Raw genomic sequence first — 24475 nt, 5'->3', positions numbered from 1 at the left:
CGTCAGCCCCGGTCCGCTTCCCAGCGGTTCGGGGGACAGGATTCTAGCTGGAAGAGTGTTCGTGACTCGGTGCGGTGACGTAGCGAGGGAGCGAACAATGCGGCCAAGCTAGTAAGGGCGTGTGGGGGATGTCTTGGCACCAGAAGGCGAAAGGGCGTGGAAGACTGCGAAAAGTCCGGGGGAGTTGTCAAACGAGCTTTGATCCCGGAATACCCGAGCGAACCCAGGGAACTGAAACATCTCAGTACCTGGAGGAAGAGAAAGAAACCTCGATTCCGTCAGTAGCGGCGAGCGAACGCGGAGTAGCCCAAACCACGGGTAACACCGTGGGGTTGTAGGACCACATTTAGGATTCCGAGCTCCTAACGGAAGGGTCTGGAATGGCCCGCCATAGAGGGTGAAAGTCCCGTATGTGACAGGAGCGAGGACCGAGTGGTATCCTGAGTAGGACTCAACACGTGAAAGTGAGTCCGAATCTGCGGGGTCCATCCCGTAAGGCTAAATACTCTCTGGTGACCGATAGCGAACTAGTAGCGCGAGCGAAAGATGGGAAGAACCCCGATAAGGGGAGGATACTGAACCTGAAACCACATGCCTACAAGCGGTGGGAGCCCTATGCCCGCAAGGGAACGGGTGACCGCGTGCCTTTTGCATAATGATCCGGCGACTTACCGTAACCAGCCAGGTTAAGGGCCTCTGGCCCGGAGCCGAAGCGAAAGCGAGTCTCAAACGGGCGCTAAGTTGGGTGCGGTAGACGCGAAACCACGTGACCTACGCATGGCCAGGATGAAGTGGGGGTAACACCTCATGGAAGACCGAACTCATTTGGGTTGAAAACCGATGGGATGAGCTGTGTGGGGGAGTGAAAGTCTAATCAAACGTGGAGATAGCTCGTTCTCTCCGAAATAACTTTAGGGTTAGCGTTCGGATAGTTGACGCTGGGGGTAGAGCGACTGATTTCGAACGGGGGCCTACCCGGCTACCCGTCGAAGCCAAACTCCGAATACCAGTGTACCAGTCCGGGCAGCTAGACGGTGGGGGATAAGCTTCATCGTCGAGAGGGGAACAACCCAGATCACCCGCTAAGGTCCCGAAGTCGTACTCAGTGCGAAAGGAAGTTGGACTCCCGAGACAGCCAGGATGTTGGCTTAGAAGCAGCCACCATTTAAACAACGCGTAATAGCGGACTGGTCGAGGAGTCCTGCGCCGATAATGAACGGGACTCAAGTACGACACCGAAGCGGTGGGCAGCGAAAGCTGCGGTAGGAGAGCGTTGCGTGTGCGGTGAAGGGGTACGGGCAACGAGCCCTGGAGCGCATGCAAGTGATTATGCCGGAATGAGTAGACGATAAAACGGGTGAGAATCCCGTTCGCCGTAAACCTAAGGTTTCCTGGGGAAGGTAAATCCGCCCAGGGTTAGCCGGTGCCTAACGCGAGGCCGAAAGGCGTAGCGGATGGGGAGCAGGTTAATACTCCTGCGCTCCTCGCACAACACGGGACGTCGGTTCAAGGTGGTGTAGGCTTATTAGATTGCCTCAGGGCACTTAAGACCCCGATATCCATCGCGAGCCGACCGAGAAAACCGTGCGAGAAACCGTACTAAAACCGACACAGGTAGGTGAGATGAATATTCTAAGGCGCTCGAGAGAACTCTCGTGAAGGAACTCTGCAATTTAACTCCGTAACTTCGGGAAAAGGAGTGCCCCCGCGAGGGGGCCGCAGTGAAAAGGTTCTGGCGACTGTTTACTAAAAACACAGGTCTGTGCGAAGGCGTAAGCCGCGGTATACAGACTGACGCCTGCCCGGTGCTGGTAAGTTAAGGGAGAGGGTTAGCCGTAAGGTGAAGCTCGCAACCGAAGCTCCAGTAAACGGCGGCCGTAACTATGACGGTCCTAAGGTAGCGAAGTTCCTTGTCGGGTAAGTTCCGACCTGCATGAATGGCGTAACGACCGGAACACTGTCTCCACGAGAGACTCGGTGAAATTGTAGTTGTCGTGAAGATGCGACATACCCGCAGCTAGACGGAAAGACCCCGTGAACCTTAACTGCAGCTTGGTATTGGGTTTAGACCCAGCATGCGTAGTGTAGGTGGGAGACTATGAACCGCGCATTTCGGTGCGTGGGGAGTCGACGATGAAACACCACCCTTGCTGTGTTTGAATTCTAACCCGACGTGTGTAGCGTCGGGGACCGTGCTAAGTGGGCAGTTTGATTGGGGCGATCTCCTCCTAAAAGGTAACGGAGGAGTGCAAAGGTACCCTCAGCCCGGTTGGCAATCGGGCATCGAGCGTAAAGGTATAAGGGTGCTTGACTGCGAGTCCGATGGGACGAGCAGGGACGAAAGTCGGCCTTAGTGATCCGGTGGTTCCGGATGGAAGGGCCATCGCTCAACAGATAAAAGGTACTCCGGGGATAACAGGCTTATCTCCTCTGAGCGTTCATAGCGGCGAGGAGGTTTGGCACCTCGATGTCGGCTCATCACATCCTGGGGGTGGAGAAGCTCCCAAGGGTTCGGCTGTTCGCCGATGAAAGTGGTACGTGAGCTGGGTTTAGACCGTCGTGAGACAGGTCGGTCCCTATCTGCTGTGGGCGGAGGATACTTGCGGGGCTTTCTCCCTAGTACGAGAGGACTGGGAGGGACACACCTCTGATGTTCCAGTTATGGCGCTAGCCGTACCGCTGGGTAGTCACGTGTGGATGGGATAAACGCTGAAGGCATATAAGCGTGAAACTTCCCCCTAGATCAGGTATCCCGCGCAAGCGAAGGCTCCTCGTAGACTACGAGGTCGATAGGCCGGGCGTGTAAGTGTGGTAACGCACTCAGCTAACCGGTACTAACAGCCGAACGTTTGGCCGCATTGTTCCCTTTCTCGCTCGTGTCACAACGAACTCTGTTCGGACACCGATGCGACTACTTGCTTCACCACGTTGACATCGATACATAGAGCACTCGGGCCGTAATAGGCCCTCGTGCCGAGCGACTTAAAAGTAGATTTTAAGCAGCTTGCCGGTGACCATACCCGAGCGGAAACACCCGTTCCCATTCCGAACACGGCCGTGAAACGCTCGGGGCCGATGGTAGTGCGTCCAGCGCGAGAGTAGGTATCGCCGGCTCTTTACAATGAACCCCGCACGGCTCCGGCTGTGCGGGGTTTTTTCGTTGTTATTCACCACCCGTGATAAAATACACAGGGCTCATGACCCGTGGAGATTCGCCCATGTTCGTCGTTTGGAACGGTCTCGGCTTCCTCGTTCTCCCACTCGTGATCATTGGCGTTGTGCTTGGTGGCGCGATTGCGGAATCCACACCGCCTCGCAACGCTCGGCTTGGGATTCATTCTCAATCGCAGGAAGGTGATCGGACGCGAGCGCCGGGGTAACGCAGTGACCGCGACCGAAGGGGCACTCGCTCTACTGGATTCCGGTTCAATACTGGTCCGCGATCGTCCTCGTAATCGGCACCATTCTGGTCTTCAAGACGTGAGGTTCACTCGCCTTCGAGGTCCGTATCCTTGAGATCGGTGAGGAACATGTGGCCGGGCTTGTGCGTGATCGCGAACGGCGGCTTCGCCTGCATCACGGCCGCTTGTGGAGTCACGCCACAGGCCCAAAAAACAGGCACTTCCCCCGCGCGGATCTCGACCGCGTCGCCGAAATCCGGTTTGTCGATGGTTTGAATGCCGATCGCGGCGGGCGCGCCGAAGTGGACCGGTGCGCCGTGTGCCCGCGGGAACCGGCTGCACACCTGCGTGGCTTTCACAGCTTGTGCGGGTGTGAGTGGTCGCATCGACACCACGAGCGGCCCGCTGAATCGCCCGGCCGGTTTGCACGCGATGTTCGTGCGGTACATCGGCACGTTCACGTTCTGTTCGATGTGCCGAACCGGAACGCCCGCGTTCAGGAGCGCGTTCTCGAAGGTGAACGAGCACCCGATCGCAAACGAGACGAGGTCATCGCGCCAGTATCGCGTGACGTCGGTCGGTTCCTCGACCAACTCGCCGTTCCTCCACACGCGGTACGCCGGCAGATCAGTGCGGAGATCGCTGCCGGGCGCAACAAGCTTCGCCTCCGGGTCGCCCGGTTCGGTGACATCGAGTACCGGGCACGGTTTCGGGTTGCGCTGGCAGAACAGAAGGAAGTCGAACGCCCAGTCGCGCGGGAGGATGACGAGGTTCGCGTGGACGAAACCGAGTGCGAGCCCCGGGGTTGGCCCGGTCAGAGTGCCTGAACGACACGCAGCCCGCACCTGTGCCCCGGTCCCGTTGCGCAGATCGCTACCCATCACGCCTCCAGAATCTCACGAATGCGGACGAGCGGTTGCACGTACTCGTCCCACGACAGCCCGTCCACAGTAGCGGTTTGCTGGCCCGTCACACCGTCCACGAGCGGTCCTTCGCGAACCATCACTTCGAGAATTTCGTGCTCGCGATCGGGATCGAACAAATCTGCCGGCGGCTTCTCACCGCGAATCGCAAATACGCCCGCGGCGAGAGCATACGCGCCCCAATTACTCACACCCGCAACGATGAGGTGGTCCGTCGGCACGCGACAGTGAATCTGATCGCCGTTGGGGATGTTTTTCACGATCGTTTCGTGCGGAATCTTCCCCATCCCGACTTCGTTTCCACCGTCGCCGATACCGATGGTGTGAATCCCTTTGGCTCTTACACCTTCTCTCTTCTGAAGTTGTTGAGTGAGCAGAGAGTCGAAGTGCTCGGTAATGTCGCTACCCCGCATTGTGTAGTGTCGACCGTCTGCCCCAGGGCCGCTCCTTTCAATTACGATGATGTGAGACCATCCCTCTGGGCCGACATCTACCGCCGGCAAGTCGCACACTTCACGAGCAGCCTTCATTGTCCGGTCCACTGCACCTTCTGAATAAGGTACAGTTGGTACGTTACATCCGAGCAACGCCCGTTGGAGGAAGATAACACCCAATGGCCCATCAGTCTCAAATGCCGGTGGCTTTGCAGAAGGGATGTAGAACCCTGTCGTGAGAGCCACAGTGGGGCTTCGACACTCAGCGAGCAGTCGGCACGCCGCCTGAAAATCGCCCGCGGTGGCGGTGAATAAGTTGTCGTGCGGGTCGCGTGTGAGGCCGCGGTTGCCCGGGTCGATTTGCACCGCGGCCAGGATCGCGGCGAGCTTTTCGTCGGTTGTCATGCGGGTGTGCGGGCCTATACCGGCCGGTCGCTGTTGAGGAGGTACGCGAAGCGCCCGCGCCAGAACTTCGGCACGTCGGCCTTCGCCGTGATGGGTTCTTTCGTCGTCGGGTGGAGGAACGTGAGGCTGCGGGCGTGCAGCCCGATCGCGTGCCCGAACGATTGGTCGCTGCCGTACTTGTCGTCCCCGTAGATCGGCGTTCCGCGGCTGGCGAGCTGCACGCGGAGCTGGTGCTTGCGGCCCGTGTGCGGTCGCAGTTCCAGCCACGTGAGCCCGTTGTGACGCGCGCGCACCTGAAAGAGCAATCGCGCGAACTGAGCGCCGGGCGTTTCGGGCGCTACGACTTCCACGCGCATCTTCGGTTCGTCTTTTTTCAGCCAGTCCTCGATTGCACCCGTATCTGCGGTGGCCCAGGGCGCGGCCGCGGTGTTCTTCCCGCGAATCTGGTTTTCGACGACCGCCCAATAACACTTCTCGACGCCGCCCTCGCGGAACTGCTCGCTCAACCGCGCCGCGGATTTACTCGTTCGCGCGAACAGGAGCGCGCCGCTCACGGGCTTGTCGAGCCGGTGGACGACCCCGAGGAACACGTTGCCGGGTTTGTCGTATTTCTCTTTCAGGTAGGCTTTTACGAGCCGGTCAATGGTTTCGTCCTTGCCGTCGAAGTGCGTGGTCGGCCACCCGGCCGGCTTGTTCAGCGCCAGACAGTGGTTGTCTTCGTACAGGATGTCGAGGTGTTCCGCGAACGACATGCGGCTCATCATAGTGGAAGAGGGCGGCGGGTGAAACCGATTGCCGCTTCGACCCACGCGGCCGTTTGGAACAGGTCGTCTTCCTGAGTTTGTTTAGCTACGAGTTGCACCGCCAGCGGCATTCCGTCCGCGGTCCACGCGAAGGGCAGGGACACGACCGGCATTCCGACGAAGCTCCACGGTGAGTTAAACGTCGGATCACCCGTTGTGTCTTTGTTCGGAGCCGCGGCCGGGGTCGCGGGCACGAGGAGCACGCGGAAGCGGGTGCGGAATTCGTTCGTGAGTCGCGCCTGGGCCTGTTTGCAGCGCGCGTATTCGGCCGCGGACGTGCGCAACCCGTGCTCGATGAGCGATGTGATTTTCGGCGGGTAGTCGTCCGGGTGCCGACGGTAACGCGGTTCGTGGTACGCCGCCGCTTCGGTTGCCATTATGGTGTGTTGTTGCGCTGGCGCTTCTGCGAACCCCGCTGGCAGTGCGATCGGTCCGACGCGCCCGACTTGCTCATTTACCGGCTCGTAGCGCACGAGCTTCCGAACCGTCGCGTCGAACGCGGGGCGCATCGAATCGTCGCAACGGCTCGGGAAAAAGTCGTCCGTCACACACATCCACTGGTGCTCGTAACCCATATCGGGATCGCGGGGCATCTCGTAGTTGTTACCGAATGCGTCGCGCACGATGGCGTTCCGACAATTCGGATCGCGGTTATCTGCGCCGGCAATCGCCTGGAACATAATCGCCAAGTCCCGCACGCAGTTCGCCATGACTCCGATGTGGTCCAGGCTCGGCGCCAGCGGGAGTACGCCGTCCACGCTCACGCGGCTGTAGGTCGGTTTCAGGCTGTACACGCCGCAGTAGCTCGCGGGTCGGGTGATCGAACCGCCCGTTTGCGTTGCGAGCGCTCCCAAACACATCCCGCACGCGACTGCGGCAGCCGAGCCGCTCGAACTGCCGCCGGGTGTGCGGTCGAGGTTCCACGGGTTGCGCGTGGGCGGCGGGTCGAAACTCGCGTATGCCGTTGTGACCGTCTTCCCGATGATGATTGCGCCCGCCTGACGCAGCCGTTCCACGCAGGTCGCGTCGCGTCGGGCGAAGCTGTTCGCCCAGCGCTTCGAGCCGCACGCGGTCGGCATGTCGAACACATCAATGATGTCTTTGATGCCGATCGGGACGCCGTGCAGCGGTCCGCGGTAGTCCTTCTGCTTGAGTTCGGCCGTGAGGCGCGCGGCTTGTTCGCGCGCGCCATCGCGGTCGAGATACGCCCACGCTTTCACGCGCTCTTCGTATCGGTCGATGCGCGCGAGGCACTGTTCGAGAAGCTCCGAGGGCGTGAACTCGCCCTTTCGGATGAACTCGGCCGCCTCGGTGATTGTCACTGGTTCGGGCATCGCGGGTTCCGTGTACATATGAGTCGCAATGGATTCGCAGGCACAGGCGCACAGGGCTTCCGCCCTGTGCTACGTCAGACGGCCCCTCCGGGGCGAAGACCAAGAACCATCAATCGCCGTGGCGGTTGGTTCCTCTGGAGCGAAGACCGGTGCCCTCAATGCGTTTCCGCCCCGGAGGGGCCGGCGTTCGTAGCACAGGGCTTCAGCCCTGTGCGCCTGTGACGCCCGGTGTATCTTTGTGTTTTGTGTTGCCAATATACTACAAGGCGTGGTTCCTTGATTCCCGGCGTGAGGGTGTGGCGTGGCCCAGACGTACACACGGTTGCTGTACCACATTGTGTTCAGCACGAAGAATCGGGAGCCGTGGATTGACCCCGCGTGGCGCGCGGAACTGTACGCTTACATCGGCGGCCTCGTGCGCAACCGGAAGGGTGAACTTCTCGAGATCGGTGGCGTGTCGGGCCACGTTCACCTGTTGTTGCGACTGGCCGCGGACCGGTCGGTGTCGGACGTCGTTCGCGACATCAATGCGAACTCGTCGGGCTGGCTCCACGATCGGAACGTGATGCCGTTCGCGTGGCAGGACGGGTACGGGGCTTTTACCCTCAGCCCGTCCGCGATTCCGGGCGTGATCGCGTACATTAACAACCAGGAAGAGCACCACGCGGGGCACACGTTCCGCGACGAGTTCCTGGGGATGCTGACGGAAAACGGCGCGCAGTACGACCCGAAGCGATTGTGGGAATAGGGGCAGACGCACAGGGGGTGGGGATGCACAGGGCTCCCGCCCTGTGCTACGGAAGTCGGCCCCTCCGGGGCGAAGACCGGGAACCATCAACCACCACGGTGGGCGTGTTCTCCGGCGCAGGTCGGTACCTCCAATGCGTTTCCGCCCCGGAGGGGCCGTCTGACGTAGCACAGGGCCGAAGCCCTGTGACTCTATGACGCCCTGTGGCCCTGTGATCCCTGTGACGAGTGTCAGACTTCAGAGGAAGCAATGGACAAGGTGAAGGTCGCGATTCTCGGTGGGTCCGGTTACACGGCGGTGGAACTCATCAAGCTGTTGCTGCGGCACCCGGGCGCGGAGATCGTCGCGATCACGTCGCGCCAGGCCGAGCACATCGCGGACCTGCACCCGAGTCTGTTGGGCCGGCTCGATCTGCGGTGCGAGCCGTTCGACCCGGACGCGCTCAAGGCGAAGGGTGTGCAAGTCGTGTTCGGGTGCCTGCCGCACGGCACTAGTATGGAGAGCATTCCGCCGTTACTGGAACGCGGGATGCGCGTGATCGACCTGAGTGCCGATTACCGCCTGCGCGACGTGAAAGTGTACGAACAGTGGTACAAGGAAACGCACCACGACCAAAAGAACCTCGCGCAAGCGGTGTACGGGCTGCCGGAAGTTTACGGCGACAAACTCGCGGGTGCGAAGCTCGTTGCGAACCCCGGCTGTTACCCGCAAACCGCGATCCTCGGGCTCGCGCCCCTCGTGGCGAACAAGCTGATCGAACTCACGGGGATCGTGATCGACAGCAAGAGTGGCGTGTCCGGTGGCGGGCGCACGCCGAAACTGAGCTTTCACTTCCCGGAGTGCAACGAGAGCGTCACGGCGTATGCGGTCGGTACGCACCGGCACACGCCGGAGATCGAGCAGGCGCTGAGCGACGTTGCGGGCGCGCCGGTGTCGGTGATCTTCACGCCGCACCTCATGCCGATGGACCGCGGCATCTTCAGCACGATCTACGCGACGCCGACGCGAGCCGTCACCGAAGCCGAGCTGGTGGAGCTGTACCGGAGCTACTTCGCGGACAAGCCGTTCGTGCGCTTACGAACCAACCCGCCCGCGACGAAGGACACGACCGGCACGAATTTCCTCGACGTGTGCGTGAAGGTGGTTCGCGGAAAGGTACTGGTACTCGCCGCGGAAGATAACTTAGTGCGCGGCGCGAGCGGCGTGGCCGTGCAGAACTTCAATCGCGTGTTCGGGTTCGACGAGCGCACCGGGCTCATGTGATGGACCTACTGTCGCAACACGAGGCGTTCTTGCGGGCGATCTTTGATGCGCCCGACGATGATACGCCGCGCCTCGTGTACGCCGACTTCCTGCAGGAGCACGGTGACGAAGAGCGGGCGACACTCATTCGCTGGCAGTGCGGGCGCGGCGCCAAACCCGCGACGGTAACGTCCGCGCCGCCCAAGTCCTGGCGCGGCTTTCCGCCAACCCCCGCGGAACTCGACCTCCGTTTGGAGCGGTTGCTCGACACGAATACCCTACGCGGGGACATCGTTCGTTCGTCCCCGGAGTTCTTCGCGGCCACCACGGTGAGGCTGTTCGGCGGCCGGGTCACGTCGGGGGAACCGTTCGACGTGCTGTTCGGGCTGGCCGCATTCGCCCTCGTGACGGAACTCGAACTCATCGGCGAAGAGGTTCCCGACCTCGATTCCGATTTCACCACGTTCAGCCTTGTCCCGGTCATCACGCCCGCGGGCGTTGCCGCGCTCGCTCAGCACCGCAGCCTGCGGCGCATCACCACGCTCGACCTCCGTAACAACGACCTCGATAACGACGCGGCGCGGGCACTGGTGAAGTCGCCGTACCTCGATAACTTGAAGCGCCTCCGACTGCTCGAAGGCAACCGGTTGCGCGGGCGCGTGTGGCAGCAAGTGATCGAGCGGTTCGGTGAAGACGTTGTGGGTTAATCTGGTTTCGGATTGCGCGTAGCGAATCGTGATGGCGCGGGTGCAAGGTTTTACGAGCCGCGACCGCGAGGGAGCGGGAGGCTTCCGCGGTTCCCGGTGCTCACACCCAATACATCGGGCGTCTGCACGGCGCTCCCTCGCGGTCGCGGCTCGTCAAGCCACTACGACGAGGGGAGCCCGCCAGGACTATAACACGCGCGTTTGTCTGATCCGCGTGATCTGTGTAATCCGCGGCTCTTCCTTCTGCTTCTAACACGCGGGGCGCCTCAGCACCCGCTCCCTCGCGGTCGCGGCTCGTAAAACGCTACGATGAGACCGGAACGGGACTGTAGGGAGGTACCGATGCGATTCGTGTTTGCTGTGGTCGTGTTCGTGCTCCCCGCGCACCTGCTCGCCGCGGAGACGAAGTTATCCGCGAAGGTGGAGAAGGTCGCCGCGCCCGACGCACTCGCGGAACCGGTGCGGAAGCTCCTCGATGAACAGGCCCTCGTGGTGCGCGACGGCGACACCGAAGTGATGACCGTGTGGTTCCGCACGGAGATCCCGGCGAAGGCGACCGAGGAGCAGGTCAAGAACGGCCTGACGTATCGCGAGATCCCCGAAGGCACGCTCGTCGGCGCGATCCAGTTCCCCGCGAAGTTCACCGACTTCCGCAAACAGGAAATCCCCGCGGGCGTGTACACGCTGCGGTTCGCAGTACAGCCCGACATCGGCGACCACACCGGCACCAGCCCGAACCCGGAATTCTGCCTCATGTCTCAGGCCGAGAAGGACAAGTCCGCGGACACGATTGAGCTGAAGAAACTCATCGAAGTGAGCAGCTTGGTGAACGAGGGGCGCCACCCGGCGGTGCTGCTCCTGTGGCCGAACAACGCCAAAGACGCGGGGCCGAAAGTGGTGGACAAGGGCAACGGCGTGCTCGTCGCGACGATCCGGCGCACCCTCGTTGCCGAAGACAAGAAGGCCACGCTCGGGTTCGCGGTTACGATCGCGGGCGTGCGGAAGGAGTAACACGGCCTCGGTTTGCGGCCTTCTGTAGCCGGCCTCTGACAGCAGATTGCAAACGTGGGTAGCGCCGGGCCGCGAGCCGGCGTTTTGGTTGTGCCCTCTCCCCTTGCGGGAGAGGGCCGTCGCGCTTCGCGGCGGGGTGAGGGGTTGCTTCCTGACACCGGGGCCACCCCTCACCCGGTTCGCAAAGCCTCACCACCCTCTCCCGCAAGGGGAGAGGGCACAACCAAAACGCCGGCTCGCGGCCCGGCGCTATCCACGTTTGCAATTCGTTGACAGGGGCCGGCTACAATCTGGTGATACTCGCTGCGCCCCTGGGGACGATCACTTCGCTTCGATCTTCTTCACGGCTTCGGTCGCACGTGCGCGGTTGCTCGTTTCTGGATCGGTTTCGATCAGCTTCTTCAACGCGGGGAGAGCGTTCTTCGCGCCCGGCCCGATGGCGCCGAGTGTTTCGATCGCGTACCGGCGGTGGTCGCCGTCTTCGGACTTCAGTTGCGCGGTCAGTTCTGGGACGAGCGGTTCGGCGAGTTGACCGAGCTTGGGTAACTGATCCCGCACGTCGTCGCGGTCCGGTTCGCTGTCGTCCAGAACCTTGCGGACCCAATCGTAAGCGGCCGTCGCGTTCTTCGCGTCGATCGTAATCATCGTGAGAGCCACGTCGCCGCGAAACACCGAATCCCGATCGGCCAACACTTCGGCGAGCGCGGGCATCGCGCCCTTCGCGTGGTCACCGAGGCGCACCAAGAAGCCGAGCGAGTTCGCGCGAACCAGGCTCCGCCGGTGCTGCCGGTTCTTCAGTAGTTCGACGACCACATCGACCGCTTTCGGCGCCTGGGCCGGGTCGATCGCGGTCGCGGCTTCGGCTGCGGACAGTCGTAGGTGCGGGTCGTTCGCGCTCAATTTCTTAATGAGTTCGGGCAGTGCGTCTTTCGCGTCCGCACCGAGATCGCCGAGTGCTTTGGCCGCCCGAATTGCTTCAAAATTCCTGCCGTTTTTCAACGTTTCGATCAGCACGGGCCGCGCATCGGCCGCGCCCTTTGGGGCCACGGCGACCAGCGCAACAGCGGCCTCGAACGGAACGGTCGGCGATTGGCCGCTGAGCGATTTCTTCAGTGCGGGGACGGCTTTTTGGGCCGGGGTGCCGATCGCGGCCAGAATCTGGCAGGCATCGACCTGGACCTGTTCCTCTTTTTGTTGGAGCCCCTCAATCAGCGTCGGAACGGCGCGGACCAGCTCCGGGTCACTCTTGTGTACGTAACGGTACACACCCTTTGTGGTCGCGAACCGGACGACGAACTCCGGGTCCGCGAGCGCGGCCTTGAGCGCGGGCGTCGGGTTCCCGTCGCTGAACCTGTACGAGCCGAGTACGAGCGCCGCACCTTCGCGCGTGCGTGCGGTTTTGCCGCCCTTGAGCACGCCCTCCATCGGCTCGCGCACCGGAAGGTGTGCCAGTGTATCGACGGCCCATTGCCGCACGCGCTCCGACTTGTGATCGAACAGTGGGACCAGCGCGGTCGCGGCCTGTTTCGGAACGGGGAGGAAGATTTCGGGCGCGCGGATCTCATTCAGGAGGCGCTCGTTTTTGTCATCGAGGGCGACCGCGATGACGACGGGAATCGTTTTCTCGGAGTGCTCCTCGACGCGGGACAGCGCCAGACACGCGCTCATTCGCACCTCGGCGGAATCGTCCGCGAGCAATTTCTCCAGCGCCGCGGGGACGCCCTTTGTCGCTTTGGCCCCGGCCTTGTCGAAGACAACGGCCCCGTTCCGGTCGGGGTTCCGCTTGAGTTCGCCGAGTACCGTTGCGGCCCGTGCCCGCACCTTCGCGTCCTTGTCGCCGCAGAACGCGACCACGTGCGGGACCACTTCCGCGGGGTGCTCGCGCAGGGTCTGCGAGCCGAGTAGCATGACGGTTCCGCCCTTGGCCGACGTGAGAATGAGCGCGCGGGTCGCTTCGGGCTTCGGGCCGTCGATCGCCGTGATTGCCACCGCGACGTCCTCGGCGGCGTAGCCGATTCCGTCCTCATTCGGGAGCTGGGCGATCAGCGCCGGGACCGCGTCTTTCGCGCTCGGCCCGATCGCGCCGAGCACTTCGATGGCGTGCCGGCGCGCGGTTTTGTCGCCGAGCTGTTTCGCGAGGAGCGGGACCGCGGACTTCGCTTTCGGCCCGGCTTTGACGAGCGCGGCCCGCGCCGCGAACTGCTTCTCGATGTCCGCGCCGCCCAGGTCCGCTACCCACGAGAAGATCGCGGGATCGTCGGACACTTCGAGCGGGGCGCCCGCGAGTGGGGCAACGAGCAAAAGTATTATTGTGGTCATTGTTCGCTCCCCAGTATGACGACGGCATCATACCCGTAGACGCACCGAAAGCGCCGGACCCACGCGAGACATTACACGGGCGTTACACTGGGCGCGAAAGTGAGGGATTGAAAGCGGCACCCGCTCGTTAACACTCGCGGTTCGCCAAGACACCTCCGGGCGAACCGCGAGTGTTAACGAGCAGGTGCCGTTACGTAAACGAAAACTAAACGGCCCCATCACTTTGGGGTTGCACGCACACCATCTTGTAGATTACTTTGTGATGCAAAGCGAAGCGTTCGGCGTGAAGGTGCGACGGACGACGAACACGGCCCCGAGGGAGATGTGATACCATGATTCGTTTGTTGTTGGCCCTTGCAGTCACGGTGGCACTCGGTCTGGCGTCCCGGCTGTACCCGACGGGCTGGTTCCTTTGGGACCGGGTTCTCGGGGAGGTTCTCTATGCCGTGGCCGCCTATCTCGCTCTGGGCATGTTGTTTATCCGCAAGTCACCGCTGTTCATCGCCGTGATTGCGTTCGCGAGTTGTCTGGCGGTCGAGCTGTTCAAACTGACGGGCATCCCGGCCGAAAACCAGCGCGTGTTTTTGGTGCGCTGGTTCCTGGGCATGACCTTTTCTGTGGTGAATCTCGGCTACTACTTCACGGGCGTGGTGCTGGCCGCGTGCGCGGACCACGCGACCCGTGGTTCAAAGTGGTTTGACGAGCCGCGACCGCGAGGGAGCGGGTGCAGGGGCATCCCGTGTGTAAGGTGCGAGCGCCGGGATCGCGGAGATCTCCCGCTCCCTTGCGGTCGCGGCTCGTCATACCGCTACAACGAGGGCAGCCCGCCAGGGGTTGCGCGGCGCTCCACCCCTGGCTACTCGCGGCCGCCCCTATCGGGGCTTAAAACTGATGCGTTTGCCTTCTGACCTCTGCCTTCTGATCTCTGTCTTCTGATCTCTGCTTTCCGCCTTACTCCTTCTTGAGCGACGCGGGCTTCCAGTTCAGGCCGATGGCGACGGCCTTCTCCTGTTTGGCCTGAATCGCCCAGGGCGTGCCCTTGTACTTCACGCTGATCTCGCCGAAGAGCGTTTGCGCTTCTTCCGCCATCTTCTTGATTTCTTTGCCGCTCTTGAGGGTCTCGGAGGCGACGAGCGTGTACCCGTCCTGGCCGAGTTTCGCGTCGAGCGCGGGGACCGAGTCGGTCATGAGGTTGCCGAGCAGTTTGTTGTACTCGTGCATGTACGCGAGCCGGGCCTTGACCGACGCGAGCGCGAAATCGTAGTGCGCCTGCCAGCGCTTGCTCGGCTCGGTTTTGCGCTCGGCGGCCATGTCCTCCAGGTTGGTCAGTGCCAGTTCCAGTTCCGCGATGCTCACGGCCCAGAACTCTTGTTCCTTCTTCACCGCGGCCTTGAGCGTGTCGTTGATCGGGCCGTTCACGGTGTCGCGGATCTTGGTGGTGCCGGCCCCGTTGGACCACTTCTCGCGGAGCTTGTCCAGGCTCCGCAGGACCGCGTTGCGGAGCTTGTACTTCTCCGCGTCGCCCTTGATGTCGTCGACCGAGGCGTCGGCCGCGAAGTCCTTCATCACGTCGGCCGGGAACGGGAACTCGCCCAGCCCGACCTCGCTCAGCCCCGGCTTGAGTGGGGGCAGTGTGAACTCGCGCTCGACGGACCTGATCTCGACCGGGGACGCGCCCTTCGGGGCTTGCGGGAAGTTGAAGCGAACGGCGAACTTCTCCGCGCCGTCCGGGGCGGGCAGCGGCGCGGGCGGCGCGCCCGTGAGCGTCACCGTTTGCTTGCCGCCGCTGCCGACCTTCTCGGCCTGCGCGCCGATGTTCGTGATGCGCTTGACGAGGGCCGCGTGCCACTCGGTGATCGGGAGCGGGTCGGCCTGGGTTACCGATGCTTTCGGGGCGTTCGGGGCCACCGGGGGCGGGAGCTTGGCCGCTTCGAGGAACGCGCTGCCGCTGTAAAAGATCCGGCTCGCGAACCCGTCGGGCCGCAGTTGGGTGAACTCCAGGGCGTTCTCGCCGGCCTTGCACGACGTGACGACCTGCACGCCCGCGGGCGGGGTCGTGAGCGCCTTGTACAGCGCCTCACTCATCGGTTCGGAGCCCGGGCGCACCTTGCCCTTTTCGGGGTTGAACCGGCACACGTCCCACACCACGACCTTCTGCGCGGCCTTGCACTTCTTCACGTCGTCGTAGAACTGGGCGAGCGGGATCAGCGTCTTCTCCCAGTCCTCGCCGTCGAGTTCCGCTTCCATCGGGGCGAGGTACGCTTTGCCGCCTTTCTCGATCGCGTGGCCGCCGAAGTAGATCAGCACGCGGTCCTGGGCGCGCGAGGTCTGGCAGAACTCCTGATACGTCCCCTGCACGACGTCCTTCATCGGCAACCGCTCGTCCTTGCCGGTCATCGTGTCCGACAAGATGAAGACCTGGTTGTTGTCCTTGTCCTGGGGCACGCGCCACTGGAACGCCAGGCTGCTCGCGGCGCTCGCGGGGCGGTCGGTGCTGCCCGTCGAGACCCCCGCGGTGAGCGGGTTCAGGTACATGTACTTCGTCACGGAGATGAACAACATCCGGCGCGGGAACGCGGAGCTGACGGGTTTGGGCGCTCCACCGCCACCGGGTGTGGTGTCCGGCCCCGGTTCGGGCTTCACGGGCTCGTTTTCCTTCTCCTTTTCCTTCATCACGAAGGCCGCGATCGGCTTGAAGAAAACGCCGCCCGCGACCAACCCGGCGGTCAGCAGGAGGCAGAGCCCGATCCAGATGAACGTCGCCCCACCGCCCTTTGAGCGCCGACCGTACTTTCCGCGCTTGCTGCGGCTCACTCGGGGGGCGTCGTCGACCTCGAATTCGTCATCGACCGTGATCGATTGCGGCGCGGGCCTTGCCGTGGGGCGCCCCGGAGTCGCGCCCGCGACCGGGAGCGGTTCGAGTGCCGCGGGCGCAGGTATTGGGGCCGGTTGCGGGTACGGGTAGCCCGCCGGTTGCGGGTACCCGGGGGGCGGGGCGTATGCGCCCGGAACCGGTTGCGGGTAGCCGGGCGGAACGGGGTGCGGGTAACCGGCCGGAGGGGGCGCGTACCCGGTCGGCGCGTAGGGGTACCCCGGAGGTGGCCCGTAAGGGTAACCGGGGGGCGGCGCGGGGTAGCCCGGTGCCACCGGGTACGCGCCCGCGGGGTAGCCCGGGTGCGGCGCGGGATAACCGGGGGGCGCGGGGTACGGGTAGCCGGGTGGGATCGGCGCGCCGGTGGCGTCGAGCGCGGGTTGCGGCGCGGGACCGGGCTGTTGGTAGAGCTCGTCGTCCGGCGGGAGGTCGATGTCGAGTACGGGCGGCGGAACGGGGACCGGCTTCGGGGCGTTGCCGGCGGAAGAACCCCCGGACGGGCGCGCCTTCGTTCGCACGAGTGCGCCGCACTGTTTACACTTCACCGCCTGTCCGATCCACTCGGCGGGGATGCGAAGTGAGGCCTGGCATTTTGGGCAGGTGGCCCGCACCGTCGAGTCCATCAAGTATCTCCGGCTCTCCCTCCCGGTTGTGGGCACCGGGGGCGGCGACAGAATGTCCTAACTTAGAGAGTAGTTTACCAGATTCAGTTCCGCGAAGTGGGAGTCATTCCGCGCGCCCGGACCGCGTGCCGATCACGCCCCGGGCATAAACTCGCGCCACGACTCAACGGATAGCCGCTTGCCGGATCGGGGTCCGACCGGCATTCTGATCAGAAGGCCCCGCTCCGCAGAGGATTCCCATGCAGATCGTGTTGATCGAAGGCGACGGGATCGGCCCGGAAGTGACCCAGGCCGCGTGCCGCGTGGTGGCCGCTACCGGCGTGAAGGTCGACTGGGTGAAGGCGCCCGCCGGCATCCCCGCGGCGGAGCAGTTCGGCGAGCCGCTGCCCGAAGAAACGCTGGAGATGATCCGCCGGTACCGCGTCGCGCTCAAGGGGCCGTGTACGACGCCCATCGGGAAGGGGTACCGCTCGATTAACGTGCGGCTCCGGCAGGGATTGGGGCTGTTCGCGAGCGTGCGCCCGGTGAACACGCTACCCGGCATCAAGACGCCCTACGAGAAGGTCGATCTGATCGTCGTTCGCGAGAACACCGAGGGGCTGTACGCGGGGCTGGAGCACGAGGTGGTGCCCGGCGTGGTGGAGAGCGTGCGGCTCATCACGCGCGCCGCGGCCGAGCGGATCGTGCAGTTCGCGTTCGAGCTGGCCCGGCACCGCGGGCGGCAACTGGTCACGTTCTGCCACAAGGCGGACGTGATGCGCCTCTCGGACGGGCTGTTTTTGGAGTGCGCCCGGACTGTGGCGGACGACTACCCGTTCATCCAGTTCGAGGAAAAGCCGATCGACAACGTGTGCCTGGAACTGGCGATGGACCCGTCGAACTTCGACGTGCTGGTGATGGAGAACCTGTTCGGCGACGTGATCTCGGACCTCGCGGCGGGGCTGATCGGCGGGCCGGGGCCGGGCGGCGGGCTGGGGCTGGTGCCGGGCGCGAACCTGGGCACGCGGTTCGCGGTGTTCGAGGCGGTCCACGGGAGCGCGCCGGACATCGCGGGGAAGGGGATCGCGAACCCGATCGCGGTGATCCGCAGCGCCGCGCTGCTGCTCGAGCACGTGGGGCACAAGGTGGCCGGTGCCCGGATCGAGCAAGCCGTCATCAAAACGCTCCAGGCCGGCATCGGGCTGACCGGTGACATCGGCGGTACGGGCACCACCGCGACCATCACCGACCAGATCATCAAGAACCTGGGGGCGTAGGTGCCGTCAATCCGTGACGCGGGGGACGCGCGGGGGAAAGTAATATGGTTTGCTCGCCTCGTATGAGGCCAACATTGCCTGGGCGTGGGGGGCCAATTTTTTGTACTTGGGGTCTTCGAGCGCCTGTTTCATCCACTTGACGGCTCCGGGGAAATCGCCGATCGCGGCCGTGCCCGATGCCATTGCTTCGAGCGCGTTCGCGCTTTTGTAATCAGTCAATTCACAGGCACGGTCCGCGTCCTTAAACGCCTGAACGCTGTCCCGGAATTTTTCATCCGAGCAGCGCGCTAGGAAAATCGCTCGATAGGTGTGAGCGCTGGCGCTATTGGGGCCGAGTCGGACCGCCTCATCGAAAGCGGTTCGGGCAGAAGTCCAATCGGCGCGGCACGCTTGTGCCCGTCCGCGCTGGACAAACGCCTCGGGGTCTTTGGGATCGAGTTTGATGGCCGCGTCTGCATCTTTGAGTGCGGCGTCGATGTCGGTGGCCTGCTGCATGTGGCACTCGCTCCTTTGTAGGAGCGGAACCGGGTTCTTGGGATCGAGCCGAACGGCTTCATTGAAGTCGGCGAGTGCCTCATCGAACTTTCTCTGCAACTGGAGCAGGGTGCCCCGGTCCGAGAACGCGGGAGCGTACTTCGGGTCGAGTTCGATCGTCTTGTTAAAGTCTGCCAGCGCCCGATCGGGTTTGCCTTGGTTCGCGTACACGTAGCCACGCTGGTAGAACGCGGGGGCGTATTTCGGGTCGAGTCGGATCGCCTCATTTAAGTCCGCGAGGGCCGCGTCGATTTTGCCTTGCCCGAACAGATCCGTGCTGCGGCAATAAAAAGCGAGCGCGAACTGAGGGTCGAGGCGTATCGTTTCGGTAAAGTCCGCGATAGCTTTTTCGGTCCAGCCCAAGCGCCCTCTGGCAGCCCCGCGGTTGTAAAACGAAGGCGCGCACTTCGGGTCGAGTTCGATCGCTTTATTGAAATCCTCAATTGCCTCGAACAGGTCGTCGTTCTTACCCCGGGCTACTCCGCGGCGCCCAAATGCATCGGCACTCTTTGGATCGATCTCAATGGCTTTGGTATAGTCTTTGATTGCCGCAGGGTAGTCGCCCATTTGCTCCCGTGCGTGGCCGCGACGAATGTAGGCCGGTACGTACTTCGCGTCGAGTTCGATAGCCTTCGTGAAGCATTTAATCGCTTCTTTGTAATTCTCTTTCTGGAGCAATTCGTGGCCGCTTTCAACGAGGCCCCGCGCGTCGTCCGGTTTCGGTTGGGCGGGCGCGGGGAGCGCGAGCGCAACGAGCACGCAGGCGAGAGCGATTCGGGTCCGCACGTGTGTTCCTCCGAAGGGCGTTGCGACGAGTGTAACCGCGGGGCGATGAGCGTTCCATGATTTCGCTCTCATTAAACCTTCGGTTGCAATCGAACCGGTGCGCGTGCCACACTGGGGCGACGAAGTTTGAGGAGGGCGGAAGGTACGTTCCCGCGGCGAGCACCGAAGCCGCCGACCCTGTCGTCACAATCGGGGTGGCCTCGAGAGTTCTTCTGGGCGGGACGGATCAGTATCCCGACCAGTGGCAGAACGTTCCCGGTACGGTACAAGTTGCCGTCAACTGCATCAACGCACGGGCCAGCCGGTCGGTGGGCAGTTGACATTATTAATAATTGAAGTTCATGTGGTATCGAAATCGTCATTTATTGAGCCGTCGTCATCAACGGCACGGTGATATTTACCGTCCAGTTCTGTGTAGGGCTGGAACTGTAAGGTATGTTGCTGAATAAATTGTCAATGGTTCTGTCGGGTCTTGACAGCCACCTCGCTACCAGCTACAAGTTGCACCCGTCGGTGATAGCCTTGGGTAGAGGGGAATAATACATGCCGCGTCGTCAAAATTGCGGTTTTACACTGATCGAGATCCTGGTCGTGATCGCCATTATTGGGATTCTCATCGGGCTGCTGATTCCCGCGGTCCAAAAGGTTCGCGCGGCGGCGATTCGGATGCAGAGTTTGAACAAGATGAAACAGGTGGTCTTGGCCACGCACAATTACACGTCGGCAAACGCCGAGGCGCTGCCCGGGTACGGATCGCCTGTACCCTTAGTTGTCAGCAAGTCACCTTTTGAACTGCTCCTTCCGTACCTCGAAGCACAAAACACGCTGACCAAGAGTGGCAGCAGCCCGATCCCATTCGTGGTGGCGTATCGGTCCCCGGCAGATCCGAGTCTGCTCACGGCACCTACGGAGCAAACCGACGAAATTTACGGAAACATTAGTTACGCCGCGAATTACCAGGTGCTGCGCGCGGGAACGCGGTTGCCCGCGGGCTGCCCGGATGGGAGTTCCAACACAATCGCTTACGGCGAGAGGTACGCGCAGTGCGGCTCCGTCGCGAGCGAATGGGCGACTCCCTGGTTCCCCTGCCTGGACAGTCAGGGGAATGTCATCCCTTGCGCGAGCCCTCCTCTTCGGCGGGCCGCATTCGCAGATCCGCTGGTCGCCGATATTAAACCGATCATAGGGCCGAACGGGACTAATCCATCCATTGCTGGACTCACGTTTCAAACCGCCCCGCCGTTGGACCAGTGCGATTACCGCGCCCTGCAAACTCCTCACGCGAGCGGGATGATAATCGGGATGTTGGACGGCAGCGCGCGGACCGTTTCCCCGACCATTTTGCCATCAATTTTTTGGGGTGCGGTCACTCCGAATGGTGGGGAAGTTTTGGGAGATTGGTGAAAGAGTTTGCTTGGCACGACAAATAGAGCGGTTCACGTCGAACAAGACTGTTGCGGTGCGACGAAGTTTGACAAAGTGTGACAGAATCTGAAAGGCTGCACGAGTGAGGCGGCATCATTCCTTCGTGCCCCCCACATACACTCGGGTTCGTTATGCAGCGTCAAGATCCGTCTGTGATTTTCGATCAGAATCACGCCTCTGAATACGACAAACGGTTCGCGAAACTGGCTCCCATGCGCGACGCGCTGCATCTGCTCATCAGCGCGGTGCTCGCCGACCTGCCCGCCGAGGCGCGAATCCTGTGCGTCGGCGCGGGGACCGGTTCGGAGGTGATCTACCTCGCCCAGAAGTTCCCCCGGTGGCGCTTCACCGCGGTGGAACCTTCGGCCCCGATGCTGGACGTGTGCCGGCGCCGGACCGAGGAGTGCGGCGTCGCGTCGCGGTGCGTCTTCCACGAGGGCTACCTCGATTCGCTCCCGCCTTCTGAGCCTTTCGACGCGGCCACGTCTCTGCTCGTTTCACACTTCATTCTCGACCCCGATGCGCGGTCCCAATTCTTCCGGTCGATCGCCAAACGCCTCCGGCCGAGTGGACATTTGGTGAGCGCGGATTTGGCTTCTGATGTGACTTCTGCGACGTATCATAATCTGCTCGAGGTCTGGCTCCGGCTGATGCGAGAAACGGGTTCCCCTCCGGATAAACTCGAAGCCCTTCGCGTGGCTTACGCCCGGGACGTGGCCCTCCTACCGCTGGACCAAGTGAGCGCAATCATCGCGTCGGGCGGCTTCGAGGCGCCCGTGCTGTTCCTCCAGACGGGTCTCATCCACGCTTGGCATACTACACGAATGTCGGCCGTTGTTTGACCGCAACTCACGGCCGGGCCTGTTTTTGAGTTGTGGGTGAGCCCTCCGCGACCCCGGAAGCAAAGCACTCGCTGTCCACCCTTGGCCATAGCGCAAATATGCGCTATGGCCAGCGCAAGTCGTTGTGGCGCAACGACCGGTCACACCGGCCACCCTGGTCACACCCTTTCTATGGCGGCAAACACTGCGATAGAAAATGGGTAACCGACCACTCGGGTCACTTTTTATCTGGCCTGTGCAATCAATCTCGCATTCGCTAACGCGACGGGAAGATCGTAATCGCGAATCATGGGTTCACCTCTTGTAAGGGGACAGCACCGAGAACCACGCTCCCCGCGATCAGCAGACCAGTGGGTTTCCCGGAATGGTGGTCGGTGCGCAGCAGAGATTTCCAAAAGGGTGTGACCAGGGTGGCCGGTGTGACCGGTCGTTGCGCCACAACGACTTGCGCTGGCCATAGCGCATATTTGCGCTATGGCCAAGGGTGGACAACGAGGTGGGATCGAGTGCCCGAATTTCACGCGCCGGCACCCACGCGCCGGTTCTGTCATTAGAAGGAGGCTCAGGGCGCACAGGGTAGTAGATGCACAGGGCTTCCGCCCTGTGCTACAAACGCCGGCCCCTCCGGGGCGGAAAGGCACTGAAGGTCTTGGTCATCGCCGAGGTCTTGGTCTTCGCCCCGGAGGGGCCGTCTTACGTAGCACAGGGCGGAAGCCCTGTGCGATCTCTGCGCGCCCTTTGTACTGTGCTTTCTTGTGTTTGCGACAATTGGCTAACAATTGGCGGGGGGCAAAAAAGTTAGCCAATGTTAGCCTCGTGTCGGGATCGTCGGGCCGCGACCGCAAGGGCGTGGGCGCGTGGGCGCCGGAATCAGGCGCATCACGAGTGTTGCGGGCAAACGAGCCGCGACCGCCAGGGAGCGGGGCAGCGACTCCCTTGAGCCCGGCGCACAAAGGAACCGGGAATCGCTACCCCGCTCCCTGGCGGTCGCGGCTCGTTACGAGGCACAGCGTGCCACGGGTTACCGTGCCTTCCGCCCTTTGCGGTCGCGGCTCGTTACAAGGGCCGAGCCGCGCACGGGGTAATCGGTCGTCTGTCTAACTGAAACTCCCGTTTCAGAAGTTGGTCAGAACCTCACAACAAAATGACCCACGCGGCGGAAAAGAAGATCGCGATGCCACTCACGTCCACGATTGTCGCGACAAGTGCGCCGGACGCAATTGCGGGGTCGCCGCCGAGTTGTCGAATGATGAGCGGAATCACGCACCCGATCAGTGTCCCCCAGAGGCAGATCCCGAGCACCGCGATCGAGATCGCCGCGCCGAGCCGCCACCGGCTGACCGGCTCGGTGCGCACCTCGCATTCCGCGGGGAACTGGTACACCCAACCGTCGGCTTGCTTCGCGGGCGGGTCGAGATCCTTCATTCCCTCGGGCAGCCGGACGCGCGCGTTCTTTTCCATCTTCGTCGTTTGCGGGGTTCCCGCTTCGAGGGGCACGTCCCAGTATTTCCCGCCCCAGAGCGACGCCCCTTCTTGCGCGGGCAGGGCGGTCCCCGCGGGCACCCGGACGGAAAACTCCTCCTTCACCCTCCGCGGGCCGCTCCGCGTGTCACTCGGGGTGAGCGCCCCGCGCACGAACGCGATCGCGCCCAGCGCGCCGCCCAGCGCCAGCCCCATCATGAGTTCGCGGCGCAGCACCCGTTTCCAGTCGCGCGGGCCGACGTACCCCAGGGCCATCGCCCGCGTCACGAGCGTCGCGGCCTGCGTACCGGAGTTGCCGCCCGTCGAGATGCACAGCGGGACGAACAGCGCCAGGACGACCACGGCCGCGATCAGTTCCTCGAACCCCTCCATCACGGTGAACGTGAACAGTTCCGCGACGAACAGCACGGCGAGCCACTTCACGCGGCTGCGCCACACGCGGTAGAAGCTCGCGTTCAGGTAGTCGCCCTCGATCGGCCCGAGGGCCGCCTGGCGCTGCATGTCCTCGGTGGCCTCCTCGCGCACGACGTCGAGCACGTCGTCGTGGGTGACGATCCCGAGCAGCCCGAACTGGTCGTCCACCACGGGCGACGCGAGGAAGTCGTACCGGGCGAAGAGCTGCGTGACCGCCTCCTGGTCGTCGTCGTAGCGGAGCGTGACGAGGTCCGTTTCCATCAGCTCGCGGATGAGCGCGTGCCGGGGCGCGAGGATCAGGTCGCGGAGCGAAACGACGCCCAGGAGCCGGCGCGGGCTGAGCGACCCGTCGGCGCGCCGGAGCGGGTCATCGAGCACATAGATGTAGTAGATCGTTTCGCGGTCCGGCGCCTGTTGGCGGAGCTGGTCGATGGCTTCGGCCGCGGTGAGCGTGCCCGGGAGCCAAGCGTAGTCCGTCGTCATCAGCGCGCCGACGGTGTTCTCGCCGTACTGGAACAGCGTCGCGATGTCCTTGCGGTCGGCCTCGTCCACCAGCCGCATGATGGCCTCGGTCACGCGGCCGGGCAGCCGGCGCAGCAGGTCCACGCGGTCGTCGTGCGACATCTTGGTGAGCAACTGGCCCATCTGGGGGCGCGCCTTCTCCGCCATCAGCACCTGCTGCGCCGGCGTGAGGTACTCGAACACGGACGCCTGGGTGCGGATGCTCGCGGTACTGATGATCTCCCAAATCTGTTCCGGGGTGAGGTCGTCGTCGAGCGCTTCGGCCACGGTCGCGGGGTGCAGCGATTCGCAGAACTCCCGCAACCCCGCGGAGTTCTTCTCCGCGAGCATCAGCTTGATTTCGGGGCTGAACAGCGGGTGAACCATCATCGCACCAGGCGGAACGTGGAACG

General features: G+C 63.0%; 16 protein-coding genes and 2 rRNA genes. 10 read left to right on the top strand and 8 right to left on the bottom strand.

What is annotated here, in order from left to right; all coding sequences use genetic code 11:
* The first annotated feature begins 101 nt into the window (after positions 1–101).
* Positions 102–2857, top strand: a 23S ribosomal RNA gene (locus J8F10_RS17590).
* 149 nt (positions 2858–3006) lie between these two features.
* Positions 3007–3114: ribosomal RNA gene (gene rrf / locus J8F10_RS17585) — 5S ribosomal RNA — on the top strand.
* A gap of 373 nt (positions 3115–3487) precedes the next feature.
* Here rrf and J8F10_RS17580 read toward each other — a convergent pair.
* From J8F10_RS17580 to J8F10_RS17565, 4 genes are read right to left on the bottom strand one after another with little or no spacing between them, the layout of a single operon-like run.
* On the bottom strand, positions 3488–4282 hold the full coding sequence (locus J8F10_RS17580; protein ID WP_210655813.1) for a putative hydro-lyase: 795 nt from the start codon (positions 4280–4282) through the stop codon (positions 3488–3490).
* Positions 4282–5163, bottom strand: a complete 882-nt coding sequence (locus J8F10_RS17575) for a glutamate cyclase domain-containing protein (protein WP_210655810.1) — start codon at positions 5161–5163, stop codon at positions 4282–4284. The genes J8F10_RS17580 and J8F10_RS17575 overlap by 1 nt, the downstream gene beginning before the upstream one ends.
* A 14-nt stretch (positions 5164–5177) precedes the next feature.
* Complete coding sequence (locus J8F10_RS17570) at positions 5178–5915, bottom strand: RluA family pseudouridine synthase (protein WP_210655808.1); 738 nt, start codon at positions 5913–5915, stop codon at positions 5178–5180.
* An 8-nt stretch (positions 5916–5923) separates the two neighbouring features.
* Positions 5924–7300: an amidase gene (locus tag J8F10_RS17565; protein ID WP_210655806.1), complete on the bottom strand. Its 1377-nt coding sequence runs from the start codon at positions 7298–7300 to the stop codon at positions 5924–5926.
* Positions 7301–7601: 301 nt separating this feature from the next.
* Here J8F10_RS17565 and J8F10_RS17560 point away from each other — a divergent pair, with 301 nt between their 5' ends.
* The 4 genes from J8F10_RS17560 (at position 7602) to J8F10_RS17545 (ending at position 11008) form a co-directional block, all read left to right on the top strand.
* The gene (locus J8F10_RS17560; protein WP_210655803.1) at positions 7602–8048 is read left to right on the top strand and encodes a transposase; all 447 of its coding nucleotides are present in this window, start codon (positions 7602–7604) and stop codon (positions 8046–8048) included.
* 249 nt (positions 8049–8297) lie between these two features.
* Entirely contained in the window at positions 8298–9311 is a 1014-nt protein-coding gene (gene argC, locus J8F10_RS17555) for an N-acetyl-gamma-glutamyl-phosphate reductase (RefSeq protein ID WP_210655800.1), read from the top strand.
* Positions 9311–9997: a TIGR02996 domain-containing protein gene (locus J8F10_RS17550; RefSeq protein ID WP_210655798.1), complete on the top strand. Its 687-nt coding sequence runs from the start codon at positions 9311–9313 to the stop codon at positions 9995–9997. Before argC ends, J8F10_RS17550 begins: the two co-directional genes overlap by 1 nt.
* A gap of 342 nt (positions 9998–10339) precedes the next feature.
* Positions 10340–11008 carry a hypothetical protein gene (locus tag J8F10_RS17545; RefSeq protein ID WP_210655796.1) on the top strand — a complete coding sequence of 223 codons (669 nt, stop codon included), beginning with the start codon at positions 10340–10342 and terminating at the stop codon, positions 11006–11008.
* A 321-nt stretch (positions 11009–11329) separates the two neighbouring features.
* Here J8F10_RS17545 and J8F10_RS17540 read toward each other — a convergent pair whose 3' ends face one another.
* Positions 11330–13327: a HEAT repeat domain-containing protein gene (locus J8F10_RS17540; RefSeq protein WP_210655794.1), complete on the bottom strand. Its 1998-nt coding sequence runs from the start codon at positions 13325–13327 to the stop codon at positions 11330–11332.
* A 332-nt stretch (positions 13328–13659) separates the two neighbouring features.
* On the opposite strand from J8F10_RS17540, the gene J8F10_RS17535 reads away from it, so the two are divergent.
* Complete coding sequence (locus J8F10_RS17535) at positions 13660–14235, top strand: ribosomal maturation YjgA family protein (protein ID WP_210655792.1); 576 nt, start codon at positions 13660–13662, stop codon at positions 14233–14235.
* A gap of 43 nt (positions 14236–14278) precedes the next feature.
* On the opposite strand, the gene J8F10_RS17530 is transcribed toward J8F10_RS17535, so the two are convergent.
* Positions 14279–16822, bottom strand: coding sequence for a hypothetical protein (locus J8F10_RS17530; RefSeq protein ID WP_210655790.1), 2544 nt, complete (start codon positions 16820–16822; stop codon positions 14279–14281).
* A gap of 239 nt (positions 16823–17061) precedes the next feature.
* On the opposite strand from J8F10_RS17530, the gene J8F10_RS17525 reads away from it, so the two are divergent.
* A complete protein-coding gene (locus J8F10_RS17525) occupies positions 17062–18078 on the top strand; it encodes an isocitrate/isopropylmalate dehydrogenase family protein (protein WP_210655788.1) in 1017 nt (338 codons plus the stop codon).
* Between the two features lie 6 nt (positions 18079–18084).
* Here the strand turns inward: J8F10_RS17525 and J8F10_RS17520 are convergent, their stop codons facing one another.
* Entirely contained in the window at positions 18085–19398 is a 1314-nt protein-coding gene (locus J8F10_RS17520) for a tetratricopeptide repeat protein (RefSeq protein ID WP_210655786.1), read from the bottom strand.
* Between the two features lie 543 nt (positions 19399–19941).
* Between J8F10_RS17520 and J8F10_RS17515 the strand changes: the two genes are divergently transcribed.
* Both J8F10_RS17515 and J8F10_RS17510 read left to right on the top strand, forming a co-directional pair.
* Positions 19942–20802, top strand: a complete 861-nt coding sequence (locus tag J8F10_RS17515; RefSeq protein WP_210655784.1) for a DUF1559 family PulG-like putative transporter — start codon at positions 19942–19944, stop codon at positions 20800–20802.
* A 152-nt stretch (positions 20803–20954) separates the two neighbouring features.
* The gene (locus J8F10_RS17510; protein ID WP_210655783.1) at positions 20955–21665 is read left to right on the top strand and encodes a class I SAM-dependent methyltransferase; all 711 of its coding nucleotides are present in this window, start codon (positions 20955–20957) and stop codon (positions 21663–21665) included.
* Between the two features lie 1134 nt (positions 21666–22799).
* Here J8F10_RS17510 and mgtE read toward each other — a convergent pair.
* Entirely contained in the window at positions 22800–24452 is a 1653-nt protein-coding gene (gene mgtE / locus J8F10_RS17505) for a magnesium transporter (RefSeq protein WP_210655781.1), read from the bottom strand.
* Between the last annotated feature and the right edge of the window lie 23 nt (positions 24453–24475).

Source organism: Gemmata palustris (assembly GCF_017939745.1).
GTDB classification, from domain to species: Bacteria; Planctomycetota; Planctomycetia; order Gemmatales; family Gemmataceae; genus Gemmata; species Gemmata palustris.
The sequence above is the reverse complement of the archived record's forward strand: the minus strand, read 5'-3'. Positions and strand labels throughout refer to the sequence as shown.